Here is a 13,969-nt window from a genome sequence, read left to right as displayed (position 1 = left end):
CCCGCGGCGTCACAGGAACCGTCACAAGTACCGCTACGAATACCTGGAACCACCTGCCACGTTGAGGGTCTGCCCGGTCAGGAAGCCGCTGCCCTCGTCGACGACGTACAGCAGCGTGGAGACGAGGTCGGCCGGCTCCTGGGTTCCCGGGACGACCTGCTGGGCGCGGACGTGCTCGAAGCCGTCGTCCGCGCCGACCGTCCGCTCGGCGGTCGCGGTGCGGACGAGGCTCGGCGCGATCGCGTTGACCGTGATGCCGTACGGGCCGAGCGCCGAGGCGAGCGCCCGGGTGAAGCCGATCAGGCCGGCCTTCGACGCGGTGTACGCCACCATCGTGGGCGGTGCGGTGAGGACGGTGGCCGAGGCGATGTTCACGATGCGGCCCCAGCCCGCCGCCTTCAGGTACGGCAGCACGGCGCGGGTCATCAGGAACGGCGCCTCCAGGTTGACGCGCATGACGCGACGCCACTCCTCGGGCGTGGTGTCCTCGAAGGCCGACTCCGCGTACACGCCCGCGTTGTTGACCAGAACATGCAGGGTGCCGAACTGCGCGAGCACCCGCTCCAGGGCCGCGTGGACCTGCGTCTCGTCGGTGGCGTCGGCGATCAACTCCACGTAGTCCAGGATCTGTTCGGCCGTGTCCGGCTGCGGGACGAGGTCGAGTCCGGCGACCCGGTACCCGCGTCCCGCGAGCGCCACGGCGAACTCCTGCCCGAGGCCCTGTGCCGCACCGGTCACCAGGGCGGTACGCGTCTCCATGAGGCGAGTGTGATGACCCGTCAGGCGACTGGGCAAGGGGGTGTTTCCGGTCTTCCCGGGGAGCCCGGGAGCGAGGGAGCCGCACCGCTCAGCGGTACGGCTCCTCGTAGCGCTGAGCGGCCGTCACAGGTCGATGGACCGCTACTTGTCGCTGAACCGCTCCCCCTTCTCCGCCTTCTCCACCAGCAACTCAGGCGGCGTGAACCGCTCCCCGTAGCGCTCGGCGAGTTCACGCGCGCGTGCCACGAATCCGGGCAGGCCGGCACCTGCGCCGGCGCCGCCGTCGTACCCGTTGATGTACTGCAGGACGCCACCGGTCCAGCCGGGGAAGCCGATCCCGAAGATGGACCCGATGTTGGCGTCGGCGACGGACGTCAGGACGCCCTCCTCCATGAGCCGGACGGTGTCCAGCGCTTCGGAGAAGAGCATGCGCTCCTGCATGTCCTTGAAGGGGATCTCGGCACCTTCACGCGTGAAGTGCTCCCGCAGTCCGGGCCACAGGCCGGCGCGCTTGCCGTCGACGTACTCGTAGAAGCCCGCGCCGTCGCTGCGGCCGGTGCGGCCGAACTCGTCGACCATGCGGTCGATGACCGCCTCGGCGGGGTGGGTCGCCCAGGTGCCGCCCGCTTCCTCGACGGCCCGCTTCGACTCGGCGCGGATCTTGCGCGGCAGGGTGAGCGTCAGTTCGTCCATCAGGGAGAGGACCTTGGCCGGATAGCCGGCCTGGGCGGCCGCCTGCTCGACGGAGGCGGGCTCGATGCCCTCACCGACCATCGCCACGCCCTCGTTGATGAAGTGGCCGATGACGCGGGAGGTGAAGAAGCCGCGCGAGTCGTTGACGACGATCGGGGTCTTCCTGATCTGCCGTACGAGGTCGAAGGCGCGCGCGATGGCCTCGTCGCCGGTGCGCTCGCCCTTGATGATCTCGACGAGCGGCATCTTGTCGACGGGCGAGAAGAAGTGCAGTCCGATGAAGTCGGCCTGCCGCTCGACGCCTTCGGCGAGCGCGGTGATCGGCAGGGTCGAGGTGTTGGAGCACAGCAGCGCGTCCGGCTCGACGATGTGCTGGATCTCCTGGAACACCTTGTGCTTGAGCGCCGGGTCCTCGAAGACGGCCTCGATGACGGCGTCACAGCCCGCGAGGTCGTTCGGGTCGGCGGTGGGCGTGATGCGGGCGAGGAGCGCGTCGGCCTTCTCCTGGGTCGTACGTCCCCGGGAGACGGCCTTGGCGCAGAGCTTCTCGGAGTAGCCCTTGCCCTTCGCCGCCGCATCGGCCGACACGTCCTTGAGGACGACGTCGATGCCCGCGCGAGCGCACGAGTAGGCGATGCCCGCGCCCATCATCCCGGCGCCCAGGACGGCCACCTTGCGGACCTGGCGGGGTTCGATGTCCTTCGGCCGGTTGGCGCCGGAGTTGACGGCCTGGAGGTCGAAGAAGAAGGCCTGGATCATGTTCTTGGAGGTCTGCCCGGCGGCCAGCTCCACGAAATAGCGCGCCTCGATGACCTGCGCGGTCTCGAAGTCGACCTGCGAGCCCTCGACGGCGGCCGCGAGGATGTTGCGCGGCGCCGGGTAGGGCGCGCCGTTCGTCTGCTTGCGCAGGTTGGCCGGGAAGGCGGGCAGGTTCGCCGCGAACTTCGGGCTGGACGGTGTGCCGCCCGGGATGCGGTAGCCGGGTGTGTCCCAGGGCTGCTTCGACTCGGGGTGGGCGTCGATGAAGCCGCGGGCCTTGGCGAGCATCTCCTCGCGGGTGGCCGCCACTTCGTGGACGAGGCCGTTTTCGAGAGCGCGCTGCGGGCTGTACTGGGTGCCCTGGAGGAGCACCTTCAGCAGTGCGTCGGCGATGCCCAGAAGGCGTACGGTCCTGACGACGCCGCCGCCTCCGGGCAGCAGGCCGAGCGTGACCTCGGGGCAGCCGATCTTGGAGCCGGGCGCGTCGAGGGCGACGCGGTGGTGGCAGGCCAGCGCGATCTCGTAACCGCCGCCCAGGGCCGCGCCGTTCATGGCGGCGACGACGGGCTTGCCGAGCGTCTCGATGCGGCGCAGGTCGCGCTTGATGGCGAGACCTCCGTCGAGGAGCTGCTGGGCGGTCTCGGGCGTGACCCGGATGAGGTCGCGCAGGTCGCCGCCCGCGAAGAAGGTCTTCTTGGCGGAGGTGAAGACGATGCCGCGGATGGAGTCGGGGTCCGCCCGAAGCTCCGCCTCCAGGCGGTCGGCGATCGCGGTGAGGGACTCCCGGAAGGCCTGGTTCATCGTGTTCGCGGACTGGTTGGGGTCGTCGAGTACGAGCGTGACGACGCCGGTCTCGTCCTGTTCCCAGCGGATGGTGGTGCTCTCGGTCATGAGGGGGTTCTCCGTAGAAGTCTGGTGGTCCACTGGGGAGTTACAGGCGCTCGACGATCGTCGCGATGCCCATGCCGCCGCCGACGCACAGCGTGGCGAGGCCGAACCGCTTGTCCTGGCGCTCCAGTTCGTCGACGAGCGTGCCGAGGATCATCGCGCCGGTGGCGCCGAGCGGGTGGCCGAGGGCGATCGCGCCGCCGTTGACGTTGACCTTGTCCAGGGACAGGCCCATGTCGCGCACGAAGCGCAGGACGACCGCCGCGAAGGCCTCGTTGATCTCGACGAGGTCGATGTCGTCGATGGTCAGCCCGGCCTTGGCGAGCGCCTTGCGGGTGGCGGGCGCGGGCCCGGTGAGCATGATGGTCGGCTCGGAGCCGGACACCGCCGCGGAGACGATCCGCGCGCGCGGAGTGAGCCCGTACCGCTCGCCGACCTCCTTCGAGCCGACCGCGACCAGCGAGGCGCCGTCCACGATGCCGGACGAGTTGCCCGCGTGGTGGACGTGGTCGATCTTCTCCACCCAGTGGTACTTCTGCAGCGCCACGGCGTCGAAGCCGCCCAGGTCCCCGATGTCCGCGAACGACGCCTTGAGCTTGGCCAGCGAGTCGGCGGTGGTCCCGGGGCGCAGATGCTCGTCGTGATCGAGGACGACGAGTCCGTTGCGGTCCTTCACCGGTACGACGGACCGCTCGAAGCGACCGTCCTTCCAGGCCGCGGCCGCACGCTCCTGCGACAGCGCGGCGTACTCGTCGACGTCCCGGCGCGAGAAGCCCTCGATGGTGGCGATGAGGTCGGCGCCGATGCCCTGCGGTACGAAGTTGGTGGCGATGTTGGTCATCGGGTCGGCGAACCAGGCGCCTCCGTCGGAGGCCATCGGCACCCGCGACATCGACTCGACGCCGCCGGCGAGCACCAGGTCCTCCCAGCCCGAGCGGACCTTCATCGCGGCGAGGTTGACGGCCTCGAGACCGGACGCGCAGAAGCGATTCTCCTGGACTCCCGCCACCGTGTCCGGCAGGCCGGCGGCGATGGCCGAGATCCGGGCGATGTCGGAGCCCTGGTCGCCGACCGGTCCCACGACACCGAGCACGATGTCGTCGATGGCGGCCGGGTCGAGCCCCGGGAAGCGCGCCTGGATCTCGTGGATGAGCCCGACGACCAGGTCGACGGGCTTGGTGCCGTGCAGGGCGCCGTTCGCCTTGCCGCGGCCGCGCGGGGTGCGGATCGCGTCGTACACGTACGCTTCGGTGCTCACTGGTAAGCCTTTCGGGGAGAGCCAGTTCGAGGAGCCGGAGGGGCCTGGAGAGCCAGGAAGGTCAGGAGGGCCAGGAAGGTCAGCCGAGCAGGGAGCGGCCGATGATCTCCTTCATGATCTCGGTCGTGCCGCCGTAGATGGTCTGGATACGGCCGTCGGTGAAGGCCTTCGCGACGCGGTACTCGGTCATGTAGCCGTAGCCGCCGTGCAGTTGGAGGCAGCGGTCCGCGACTCGCTTCTGCAGCTCGGTGGCCCACCACTTGGCCATCGAGGCGTGCACCGCGTCGAGTTCGCCGTTCGAGTGGTCGACGACGCAGCGGTCGACGAACGTCCGGGTGACGGCGCACTCGGTGGCCATCTCGGCTATCTCGAAGCGGATGTGCTGCAGCCTGGCCAGTGGTCGTCCGAACGCCTCGCGTTCCTTGACGTACTCCGTGGTGATCTCCAGCAGGTACTCGGCGGCGGCGATTCCGGCGACGGCGATGTTCAGCCGCTCCTGCGCGAGGTTCGTCATCAGGTGCCCGAAGGCGCCGTTCGGCTCGCCGAGCAGGTTCTCCTTCGGGACCCGCACGTCGTGGAAGAACAACTCGGCGGTGTCCTGCGCCTTCTGGCCGATCTTGTCGAGGTTGCGGCCGCGCTCGAAGCCCTCCGTGCCGCGCTCGACGACGAACAGGGACAGGCCCTTCGCGCCTCCCTCGGGAGTCGTCCTCGCCACGACGATCACGAGGTCGGCCAGGATCCCGTTCGAGATGAACGTCTTGGAACCGTTGAGCAGCCAGTGGTCGCCTCGGTCCTCGGCGTGCGTCCTGATGCCCTGGAGGTCCGATCCCGCGCCCGGCTCGGTCATGGCGATGGCCGTGATCAGCGTGCCGTCGCAGAAGCCGGGCAGCCAGCGCCGCTTCTGCTCCTCGGTGGCGAGACCCGTCAGATACGGCCCGATGATGTCGTTGTGCAGCCCGAGCGCGAGCCCGGCGGCTCCCGCGCGCGTGAACTCCTCGGCGAGTACGGCGCTGTAGCGGAAGTCGGCGTTGCCTCCTCCCCCGTACTCCCCGGGCACGGCGAGTCCGAGCAGTCCCTGCTTCCCGGCCGCGCGCCAGGCGTCCCGCGACACGATGCCGTCCTTCTCCCACTGCTCGTAGTACGGCAGCACCTCCTTGGCGAGGAAGGTCCGGACGGTCTCGCGGAACGCGTCGTGCTCCGGCGTGAAGATCTGCCGCTTCATTCGGGGCTGCCCTTCAGGAGGTCCGGTAGATCCCAGTCGCGGGCCACGTCCGCGGTGTCGGCGCCCGGCTGGGCGGGCCCGCCGCGGACGGAGGTGCGGGTGGCGGAGAAGCGGGGCACGGGGGCCGGCTGGGTGATGCCTCCGTGGTCGGTGAAGGTGCCGCGGGCGGCGAGATGCGGATGGTGCGGGGCCTCGCGCAGCGACAGCACGGGCGCCACGCACGCGTCGGAGCCCTCGAAGACCGCGGTCCACTCGTCCCTCGTACGCGTCCTGAAGCGGGCCGCGACCGTCTCGCGCAGCTCGCCCCAGCGGGACACGTCCTTGTGGGCCGGTGCCTCGTCCTTGATGCCGAGCAGGTCCACGAACTCCTCGTAGAACTGCCGCTCGAGGGCGCCCACCGCCATGTACTGGCCGTCGGCCGTCTCGTACGTCCCGTAGTAGGGGCAGCCTCCGTCGAGGAGGTTGGCGCCGCGCCGGTCCTGCCAGCCGCCGGCGGCCAGCATGCCGTGGATCATCGAGGCGAGGTGCGCCGCGCCGTCCACGATCGCCGCGTCCACGACCTGTCCGGTGCCGGTCGCGCGCGCGTGGTGCAGGGCGGCGAGGACGCCGACGACGAGATAGAGCGAGCCGCCCGCGTAGTCCCCGACGAGGTTCGCGGGGACGGCCGGCGGCTCGTCCGGGTCGCCGATCATGCCGAGGGTGCCGGTCAGCGCGATGTACGCGATGTCGTGCCCGGCGCGCTGGGCGAGCGGCCCTTCCTGGCCCCAGCCGGTCATCCGCCCGTAAACGAGCTTCGGATTGCGGGCGTGGCAGGTCTCGGGGCCCACACCCAGGCGCTCGGCGACGCCCGGCCGGAAGCCCTCGATCAGGATGTCGGCGCGCTCGACCAGGTCCAGGACGCGGTCGGCGCCGCCGGGCGACTTGAGGTCGACGATCACGGAGCGCTTGTTGCGGTTGGTGACGTCGTACTCGGGGTTGATCGCGAGCCCCACGCCGCTCGGCCTGTCCACGCGTACGACGTCCGCGCCCAGGTCGGCAAGGAGCATGCCGGCGAACGGGCCGGGCCCGATGCCCGCCAGCTCGACTACGCGCACCCCGGCGAGCGGGCCGTGCTCGGCCGTCCCTGCCACTGCCATCAAGCCCCCAGCACTGTGACACAACTGATGTAACATCAGTGATGTTAAGAACGTGTTCCACTCCGCACAAGCCCTTGGCGAGCAAGCGCTTAGCCAATTGTGGAGGCCCGATGCCCTCCGGGGAACTCAGCGGGCGTCAAGCTCCGCTATGAGCTTCTTCGGCGCGATGGTGCGGTAGCTCTCCTCGACCCAGTCGCACAGCAGCTCAGCGGCCGGGGCGCCGTTCTGCTCCAGCGGGATGCTCACCCAGCCCGCCTTCCCGAGGCCGTATCCCGCGGGCTCCGCGCCCGGGGCGGTCATGGCATGGGCGTGCGCCACCTCGTCCTTGAGCTTCACGGTGAGGCCCATCGGATAGCTGCCGTCACTGACGCCGAGGAAGACGAACACCTTCTTGTTGACCTTCGCGACGGTCTCGCCCCAGGGGAACTCCTCGGCGGCGCCCGGCAGTCCCAGGGCGAACTCGCGCACTTTCTCCCACTTCTTCAGGGCATTCTTCGTCGGGGCCACGACTGCCTCCGGTCCTTTTCGGCCCCATGCACGGGGCCCTGGTTCGGCTCCTCGTACCTCACGCTAGCCTCAGCCACCGACATCGGCGCGGGTTGGACGGCTGAGAGGTGCCATGAGCAGGCAGAACAGGACGGAGCGCGCATACGACATCGTGCTCTTCGGTGCCACGGGGTTCGTCGGAACGCTCACCTCGGAGTACCTCGCCGCGCACGCCCCGGAAGGGTTGCGCTGGGCGATCGCGGCGCGCGACACCACGAAGCTGGAACGGCTGCGGGAGCGGCTCGCGGCGATCGACCCGGCGTGCGCGGAGCTGCCCGTGCTGCGGGCCGATGCCGCCGATCCGGCCTCCCTGCGGGAAATCGCGGAGCACGCGCGCGTGGTGGCCACGACCGTCGGGCCCTACCAGACGTACGGCGAGGACCTGGTCGCCGCCTGCGCGGACGCGGGCACCGATTACGCGGACCTCTGCGGAGAGCCCGAGTTCGTGGACCTCACCTATGTGCGACACGACGCACGCGCGCGTGAGACCGGGGCGCGGCTGGTGCACGCGTGCGGTTTCGACTCGATTCCGCACGACCTGGGCGCGTACTTCACCGTGCGGCAGCTTCCCGAAGGGGTGCCGTTGACCGTGGACGGGTTCGTGCGGGCCGAGGGGATGTTCTCGGGCGGCACGTTCGCCTCCGCCCTCAACCAGTTCTCCCGCGGGCGGCATGTCGTCGCCGCCGCGCGGGAGCGTAAGCGGCATGAGCCGCGGGTGGTGGGGCGGCGGGCGTACGCGCCGCCGGGCGCTCCGCGGTTCGCCAAGGAGGTCGGGGCGTGGGCCCTTCCGCTACCCACGATCGATGCGCAGATCGTGCAGCGGTCCGCGCGGGCGCTGGAGCAGTACGGGCCCGATTTCCGCTATCGGCACTATGCGGCCGTCGAGCGGTTGCCGTTCGTGGTGGGTGGGGTGGCCGCGGTTGGCGCCACCCTCGCGGCGGCGCAGGTGCCGCCGCTTCGGCGCTGGCTGTCCGACCGGCTCAAGCCCGGCGAGGGGCCCAGCGAGGAGAAGCGGGCGAAGAGTTGGTTCCGTGTCCGGTTCGTCGGTGAGGGTGGGGGGCGAAGGGTCTTCACCGAGGTCTCGGGTGGGGATCCCGGCTACGGGGAGACCGCCAAGATGTTCGCCGAGTCCGCGTTGTGCCTTGCCTTCGACGAGCTTCCTTCGACGTCGGGGCAGGTGACGACTGCGGTCGCCATGGGGGATGCGCTGATTGAGCGGCTGCGATCGGCGGGCATCAGTTTTCGGGTGGCTGCCACGCGGTAGTGCTTCGCGCGACGCGCCGTACGACCATTGCCGGATGGCTGCTACGGGTTGTCCGTGGCTGGTCGCGGCGGGCTGTCTCTTCGGACGGCTGTCCGGCGAGCCGCCCGAGCGGTGCGGTCTCTTCGGCGCGATCGCCGGGGCCTACGCGTGCACGGTGCCGGCGACGAGCGCCGACGTCATCGGCCGCGAGGAACTGCTCAGAGCGGCCACCCCATGACCGTGTAGATCATCCCGGCTATCCAGGCGACCCCGGCCAGGACCGCGAGGACCAGACCGGCCATCACGGCACGCTCGACGGGCTGACTGGGGCTGGCGGCGGGCTTCGGAGCACGGTGTGTCGTCATGCGGCACAGCCTGCCGATCATGGCGGGGTCCCGGCATCCGTACAGATACTCAGAACGCGTACTCAGAAGCCGTACTCAGAAGCCGTACTCAGCACGCATACCCAGGGACACGAACCGAGGGGCACGTACCGAGGGACATGTACCGAGGGACACCTGCTCAGGCCGCCGTCACCTTCAGAGTCCGGCGGCACAGCGCGTCCGCGTGCCGGGTCGTCTCCGGGAGGCGGAAGCGCGGCGCGAGGTGGAGCGTGTGGGCGCAGGCGTTGTCCAGGGTCACCCGGTGGCCGACCGAGACGAACACCGGCTTGATCCCCGGCTGCGTGCGCAGCGCCCGGCCGACCTCTTCCTCGCCCGCCTCACCCTTCTCGCCCTTCTCACCCGCCTCGCCCTTCTCGTCCTTCTCGCCCGCGAGCAGCGGGGAGGAGGAGCCGCGCGGGGCGTCCGGCTCCTCGTACACGAAGGTGAACGGGTTCTTGGCGACGCCGATCGTGGGGAGGCCGGTGAGGACGCCGAGGTGGCTGGCCAGGCCGAAGCGCCGGGGGTGGGCGAGGCCGTAACCGTCGCAGACGACCAGGCCCGGTTCGCACGGCAGCGCTTCGAGGGCGGCCAGGACCGCCGGGATCTCCCGGAAGGCGAGCAGCCCGGGGACGTACGGGAAGGACACCTGCCCCACGGCCGTGGCCTCGGCGACGACGCCGAGGGTCGCCGCGTCGAGCACGACGGCCGCGGCCACGACGACGTCGCGTTCGTCGTCGTACGCCACGTCGACCCCGGTCACCAGGCCGGTTCCCGGCGGCGGCCCGGGCTCGTCGAGGACCACCCGCCCCCGCAACTCGTCCTGCACGGCCCGTGCTTGCTCTTCGGTGGCGGGCCAGCCCGCGGGGATGCGTACGGTCGTCATGGTGCCGCCGATCGTCTCCGATTGGCCGGCAGGATCACAAGGCGACCCTGCCGAGGAGGGCGCCCGACGTCGCCTGGGCGCCGGGCCCGGGCGGCTTCAACGACCCAGCGACCGGGACAACTGCTGCTTGTTCATCTTGGAGCGGCCCTCGACGCCCCGGCGCTTCGCCTCCTCGTAGAGCTGGTCGTACGTGGGCCCTTGTGCGCCCTTGCCGGACCGCCGGCCCCCGCGACGGCCGGACGAGATGTCCTGGGTCGACGTACGGCTCGCGGTGTCGGACTCGCCGCTCCGGGCGCGTTCCTTGTTGACGGTCCGGGCGGCGATCTCCTCGGCGCGCCGCTCGCTCTCGCCGCGTTCGCGCGCGCTCTCCTTGATGTGCTCGTACTGGCGTTCCCGTTTGGAACTCGAGCCGCGTGGCATGGCAGGACTCCTCCCGCTGGAAAGCGACCGCTGGAAACAGCTCGTCTTCCAGCCAAGCACGGCCCGGGTCCCGGCGCATCAGCGCTCCAGTCGTGCCACCCGGCCCTTCTCTCCGGAGGCCCAGCAGCCCAGGTCGGGGGTGCAGTCGACGGTGTCGTACGACCCGGTGTCCAGCCCGCGCCAGGTGCGGCCGCCGTCCGTGGTGAGGTCGGTGCCGGTGGGGCCGACCGCGAGGGCGGCCGAGCGGCTGTGCGGGAGCCACGTGACGCCCGAGCGGTAGGCGGGCGGCAGTGTGGCGGCCGTCGTCCAGGTGCGGCCGCCGTCGCCGCTGACCGCGGCCGCCCGCGGTGAGGCCTGGTCGGCGCGGTAGTCGCCGCCGACGGCGATGCCGTGCGTCCGGTCGCGGAAGGCGAGGGCGAAGACGCCGCGGGCCGGGTCGCCTGCCGGAATCGGCGTGTCGGTGGCCGTCCAGGTCAGGCCCCGGTCGGAGGAGTGCAGCACGCGCGCGCGTGCGGCCCCGCCGGTGGCCAGCCACACGTCGCGCGGCCCCGAGCTGACCAGGCACTGACCACTGGCCGCGAAGCCCGCCTCGCCCTCCTGGGCCGCGGGCATACCGTCACTGGGCAGCACCTTCCAGGAGCGGCCGCCGTCGCTGGTCGACAGGATCCGGAATTTGCCGTCGACCGGGTCGCTCATCGCAAGGCCGTGGCGCCGGTCGAAGAAGGTGAGGCAGTCGTAGAAGGCCTTCGCGTCGGTGTTGCGGAAGGACTCGGTCCAGGTCGCGCCGCCGTCCTCGGTCCGGAAGACCCGGGACGCCTCGCCCTCACCGATGGCCAGCACCACCGCACGCCGGCTGTCGAAGGCCTCGATGTCGCGGAACTCCAACTCGGCGGTCCCGGGCGGCGATACGTTCCGCCAGCTCGCTCCGCCGTCGGAGGTGCGCAGCACGGTGCCCTTGGACCCGGCCAGCCAGGCAGTGTTCCGGCTGACGGCGGAGAGCCCCCGGAAGCGTACGTCCGTGCCGCTGTCCTTCAACTCCCAGTGCGGCGACTTCCCGTGGTCCGGTCCGTGGTCCGGTCCCTGTGCCTGCGCGGGCGCCGTGAGCGCGGCGGCGAGCGCAACTCCGCACACCCCTACGGTCATCAGTCGCCTCGTGGATCTCGTACGTCTCGTCCGTCGCGTCTTCCCCAAGACCCTCATGGCGGGCGAAGCTAGCCCACTCCCCCGGTGGCGTCCAGATGGCCCGGAAGGCGTCGGCGACCACTTCAAAAATCTGCGATCACTCCCGTGATTGAAGGTGGTGACGGAGGTCACTCGGACTTCATGCGTTTTCGTGAGTACGGATTGGCCCATTCCGTCGTCTCTACAAGTGCCCGGCTCATCCGTCCGCCGTTCGTCCATCCGTCACAAGGGAGCAAGGCGTTGTCCACCGTCATCGAGCAGCCCGTAGAGGCCCGCCTCGTCGCCGCCGCGCCGCGGATGCCGAGCATTCCCGCCACACTCCGCTACGACCCGCGCGACCCCTTCGCCGTCCGCATGTCCTTCCCGGCCCCGGCCACGCTCGAAGGCGTGGACGTGATCTGGACCTTCGCCCGCGAACTGCTCGTCCTGGGCCTGGAGGAGCCGGTGGGGCACGGGGACGTGCGGGTGCGCCCGTATGGGTACGACCGCATCGTCCTGGAGTTCCACGCCCCCGAGGGCACCGCCGTGATCCACGTCCGCGCGGGCGAGCTGCGGCGTTTTCTGGAGAGTTCGACGGAGCTGGTGCCCGTCGGTCTGGAGCATCTGCACCAGGATCTGGACCACCAGCTCGCCGAGTTGATGCGGGACGCCTGCTGATCCCTTCGGGAAGTGCCTCTCTTCGAGAGCTTCGAAGAGAGGCTAACGCCCCTACCCCAGCAGGGCGTTGAGCTCCCCGTAGTCGAGTCCGCCGGCCAGCGACTCGTACGTCCCCGTGTCCAGCAGCTCCCGCGCGGCGCGGCGGACCAGTGCGTGCGCGGCCTGCGCGATGCCCGAGCCCACGCTGATCCGGGCGACGCCGAGCGAGGCCAGCTCGGCGACGGACGGTGCGCCGGGCCCCGCCATCACATTGAGCGGGCCGTCCACGCCCTCGGCCAAGGCCTTGACGATGACCGGGTCGACGGGACCGGGCACGAAGACGCCGTCGGCCCCGGCGGCGAGGAAGGCGGCGGCGCGCTCCAGGGTGGCGGCCAGGTCTCCGGCACCCGTCAGATACGTGTCGATACGGGCGTTGACGAACAGCGGCACCCCGGCCGAGTCGGCGGCCTCCCTGGCCACCGCGATCCGCTCGGCCTGCTCGGCGACCGATCGCAGCAGCTCACCGCCGCCGTACAGGGCGTCCTCGATGTTCACGCCGACCGCTCCGGCCGCGAGTACCGCACGGACCGTGTCGCCGACGCCCTTGGCGTCCTCGGCGTAGCCGGTCTCGATGTCCGCGCTGACCGGCACGCGGACGGCGGCGGCGATCCGTGCGACAGCCCCGAGGGCACGCTCCCGGTCGAGGCGGTCGCCGTCCGCCGCGCCCAGGTCCCAGGCCAGGCCCGCGCTGGTGGTCGCGACGGCGGGGGCGCCGGCCGCCTCGATGATGCGGGCACTCGCGGTGTCCCAGGCGTTGGCGAGGACGAGGGGGCGGCCGGGGATGTGCAGTTCGCGGAAGGCCAGGGCCTGTTCACGAAGATTGGGATTGGTCATGTGGACGAGCCAATCACCGGGATGCGGGGCCTGGCTGGCAGGAATCCGACACGTACATGGGCCGCCCCGGAAGCGTTCTCGCAGGCCCCGGCTCCCCGTCGCCACAACCGAGCGGGGACTCAGTTCCCCGGCACTCCCGACGTCGTGATCGCCACGGCCACCGCCGTCCGCACCTCCTGGATCGCCTTCCGCAGGGCCGGAGTCGTGGCCCCGGTGCGTTCGGTCAGTGCCTCGAGGCGCTCCTTGTACTGGCGCCGTTCGCTGCCCGACAGGAGTGTGTGCAGCTCGGCCGAGGCGGCGAGGGCGACGAGCGCCGCCTCCCGCTCGGAGACCTCGTCGACGGGCACCGGACCCTCCAGCACCTGCCGTGCTTCCTCCCGCAGTCCGTCCACGACGGCGACGCCGGCCAGTTCGTACTCGACGGACGGAAAGAGCCCGAGAACCCGCTTCTTCTCCGCGCGCAGATATCCGCTGGCGGCGAGCTGCGCCCGTACGGCGTCCAGTGTGACGTGCGCCCGCAGGCTGACCCAGGTCTTCCACCTGTGCGGCCGGGACTCCTCGACGAGTTCCAGGAGACCGTCGAGGACGGGGTCGCCGGTCCGGCCGTCGGGGTCCGTGGGCGTGGCGATGCCGTCCACGTCGGCCAGCAGCCTGCGCTGCGCCAGCTCGGTGAGGGCGCCGGCCCGGACGAGATGCGGGAGGTAGGTCGCGCCGGTGACCTTCAGCTTCGTGGTGTCCCAGGCCAGCAGGTAGAGCCGGGCGGGCAGCGAGAGCGAACCGTTGGGCACGGGGTCTCCTTCACGCGGTCGAGGTCGGGGCTCACGTTAATTCGTTGACAGGCACCGCGACCCCTCGTACGGTGTAAAGGTCCTGTTGCCGCCGATTGGAGAAGGACGTTGCTCGTCTGAGGTCCTGAGACACCGCGTCACACACGTCTGTCGTGTGTGCGTAGCGTGCGACCTCGGCCTACGAGCCGTTCTCCGGTACAGGGCTTTCCCTTCCTCTGAGGATGCCCGGGGACTTCCGCCGTCCGCCGGCCGTCGCCGCCTTCCGGTGTCTCGATACGC

At 70.8% G+C, this 13,969-nt stretch carries 14 protein-coding genes and 1 pseudogene; 3 read left to right on the top strand and 12 right to left on the bottom strand.

Going from position 1 to position 13,969, the window contains the following annotated elements; translation table 11 throughout:
- Positions 1-33 precede the first annotated feature (33 nt).
- From GAS53_RS27655 to GAS53_RS27630, 6 genes are all read right to left on the bottom strand, one after another.
- Complete coding sequence (locus tag GAS53_RS27655) at positions 34-759, bottom strand: SDR family NAD(P)-dependent oxidoreductase (RefSeq protein WP_151480429.1); 726 nt, start codon at positions 757-759, stop codon at positions 34-36.
- 141 nt (positions 760-900) lie between these two features.
- Entirely contained in the window at positions 901-3,102 is a 2,202-nt protein-coding gene (locus GAS53_RS27650; RefSeq protein WP_151480428.1) for a 3-hydroxyacyl-CoA dehydrogenase NAD-binding domain-containing protein, read from the bottom strand.
- A gap of 40 nt (positions 3,103-3,142) precedes the next feature.
- On the bottom strand, positions 3,143-4,357 hold the full coding sequence (locus GAS53_RS27645; protein WP_151480427.1) for an acetyl-CoA C-acetyltransferase: 1,215 nt from the start codon (positions 4,355-4,357) through the stop codon (positions 3,143-3,145).
- Positions 4,358-4,436: 79 nt separating this feature from the next.
- A complete protein-coding gene (locus GAS53_RS27640) occupies positions 4,437-5,579 on the bottom strand; it encodes an acyl-CoA dehydrogenase family protein (RefSeq protein WP_151480426.1) in 1,143 nt (380 codons plus the stop codon).
- A complete protein-coding gene (locus GAS53_RS27635; RefSeq protein WP_151480425.1) occupies positions 5,576-6,715 on the bottom strand; it encodes a CaiB/BaiF CoA transferase family protein in 1,140 nt (379 codons plus the stop codon). The genes GAS53_RS27640 and GAS53_RS27635 overlap by 4 nt, the downstream gene beginning before the upstream one ends.
- Positions 6,716-6,841: 126 nt before the next feature.
- A complete protein-coding gene (locus tag GAS53_RS27630; protein WP_151480424.1) occupies positions 6,842-7,222 on the bottom strand; it encodes an MmcQ/YjbR family DNA-binding protein in 381 nt (126 codons plus the stop codon).
- Positions 7,223-7,334: 112 nt separating this feature from the next.
- Here GAS53_RS27630 and GAS53_RS27625 point away from each other — a divergent pair, with 112 nt between their 5' ends.
- Positions 7,335-8,525: a saccharopine dehydrogenase family protein gene (locus GAS53_RS27625; RefSeq protein WP_151480423.1), complete on the top strand. Its 1,191-nt coding sequence runs from the start codon at positions 7,335-7,337 to the stop codon at positions 8,523-8,525.
- Positions 8,526-8,589: 64 nt separating this feature from the next.
- Positions 8,590-8,742, top strand: a pseudogene (locus tag GAS53_RS27620) (adenosine kinase); the annotation flags it as partial.
- On the opposite strand, the gene mmpA reads toward GAS53_RS27620, so the two are convergent.
- From mmpA to GAS53_RS27605, 4 genes are all read right to left on the bottom strand, one after another.
- A complete protein-coding gene (gene mmpA / locus GAS53_RS55340) occupies positions 8,723-8,869 on the bottom strand; it encodes a morphogenic membrane protein MmpA (protein ID WP_192583311.1) in 147 nt (48 codons plus the stop codon). The pseudogene GAS53_RS27620 and the gene mmpA overlap by 20 nt on opposite strands.
- A gap of 157 nt (positions 8,870-9,026) precedes the next feature.
- Positions 9,027-9,770 carry an endonuclease V gene (locus GAS53_RS27615; RefSeq protein WP_151480422.1) on the bottom strand — a complete coding sequence of 248 codons (744 nt, stop codon included), beginning with the start codon at positions 9,768-9,770 and terminating at the stop codon, positions 9,027-9,029.
- Positions 9,771-9,866: 96 nt separating this feature from the next.
- On the bottom strand, positions 9,867-10,190 hold the full coding sequence (locus tag GAS53_RS27610) for a plasmid stabilization protein (protein WP_151480421.1): 324 nt from the start codon (positions 10,188-10,190) through the stop codon (positions 9,867-9,869).
- Between the two features lie 78 nt (positions 10,191-10,268).
- The gene (locus tag GAS53_RS27605; RefSeq protein ID WP_151480420.1) at positions 10,269-11,333 is read right to left on the bottom strand and encodes a WD40/YVTN/BNR-like repeat-containing protein; all 1,065 of its coding nucleotides are present in this window, start codon (positions 11,331-11,333) and stop codon (positions 10,269-10,271) included.
- 279 nt (positions 11,334-11,612) lie between these two features.
- Here GAS53_RS27605 and GAS53_RS27600 point away from each other — a divergent pair, with 279 nt between their 5' ends.
- The gene (locus GAS53_RS27600) at positions 11,613-12,029 is read left to right on the top strand and encodes a spore wall synthesis regulator SsgD (protein WP_151480419.1); all 417 of its coding nucleotides are present in this window, start codon (positions 11,613-11,615) and stop codon (positions 12,027-12,029) included.
- Positions 12,030-12,080: 51 nt separating this feature from the next.
- Here the strand turns inward: GAS53_RS27600 and GAS53_RS27595 are convergent, their stop codons facing one another.
- Together GAS53_RS27595 and GAS53_RS27590 are read right to left on the bottom strand one after the other, a co-directional pair.
- The gene (locus GAS53_RS27595; protein ID WP_151480418.1) at positions 12,081-12,902 is read right to left on the bottom strand and encodes an isocitrate lyase/PEP mutase family protein; all 822 of its coding nucleotides are present in this window, start codon (positions 12,900-12,902) and stop codon (positions 12,081-12,083) included.
- A gap of 119 nt (positions 12,903-13,021) precedes the next feature.
- Positions 13,022-13,690, bottom strand: coding sequence for a GOLPH3/VPS74 family protein (locus tag GAS53_RS27590; RefSeq protein ID WP_151480417.1), 669 nt, complete (start codon positions 13,688-13,690; stop codon positions 13,022-13,024).
- Positions 13,691-13,969 lie beyond the last annotated feature (279 nt).

The organism is Streptomyces albicerus, from assembly GCF_008905045.1.
In the GTDB taxonomy this organism is placed as follows: Bacteria; Actinomycetota; Actinomycetes; order Streptomycetales; family Streptomycetaceae; genus Streptomyces; species Streptomyces albicerus.
The sequence above is the reverse complement of the archived record's forward strand: the minus strand, read 5'-3'. Positions and strand labels throughout refer to the sequence as shown.

What these genes read in the sequence shown, in the direction of transcription:
- GAS53_RS27615 (WP_151480422.1), bottom strand. Translation starts at nt 9,770, where the DNA reads ATGACGACCGTACGCATCCCCGCGGGCTGGCCCGCCACCGAAGAGCAA.
- GAS53_RS27655 (WP_151480429.1), bottom strand. Translation starts at nt 759, where the DNA reads ATGGAGACGCGTACCGCCCTGGTGACCGGTGCGGCACAGGGCCTCGGG.
- GAS53_RS27650 (WP_151480428.1), bottom strand. Translation starts at nt 3,102, where the DNA reads ATGACCGAGAGCACCACCATCCGCTGGGAACAGGACGAGACCGGCGTC.
- GAS53_RS27635 (WP_151480425.1), bottom strand. Translation starts at nt 6,715, where the DNA reads ATGGCAGTGGCAGGGACGGCCGAGCACGGCCCGCTCGCCGGGGTGCGC.
- mmpA (WP_192583311.1), bottom strand. Translation starts at nt 8,869, where the DNA reads ATGACGACACACCGTGCTCCGAAGCCCGCCGCCAGCCCCAGTCAGCCC.
- GAS53_RS27640 (WP_151480426.1), bottom strand. Translation starts at nt 5,579, where the DNA reads ATGAAGCGGCAGATCTTCACGCCGGAGCACGACGCGTTCCGCGAGACC.
- GAS53_RS27605 (WP_151480420.1), bottom strand. Translation starts at nt 11,333, where the DNA reads ATGACCGTAGGGGTGTGCGGAGTTGCGCTCGCCGCCGCGCTCACGGCG.
- GAS53_RS27625 (WP_151480423.1), top strand. Translation starts at nt 7,335, where the DNA reads ATGAGCAGGCAGAACAGGACGGAGCGCGCATACGACATCGTGCTCTTC.
- GAS53_RS27595 (WP_151480418.1), bottom strand. Translation starts at nt 12,902, where the DNA reads ATGACCAATCCCAATCTTCGTGAACAGGCCCTGGCCTTCCGCGAACTG.
- GAS53_RS27610 (WP_151480421.1), bottom strand. Translation starts at nt 10,190, where the DNA reads ATGCCACGCGGCTCGAGTTCCAAACGGGAACGCCAGTACGAGCACATC.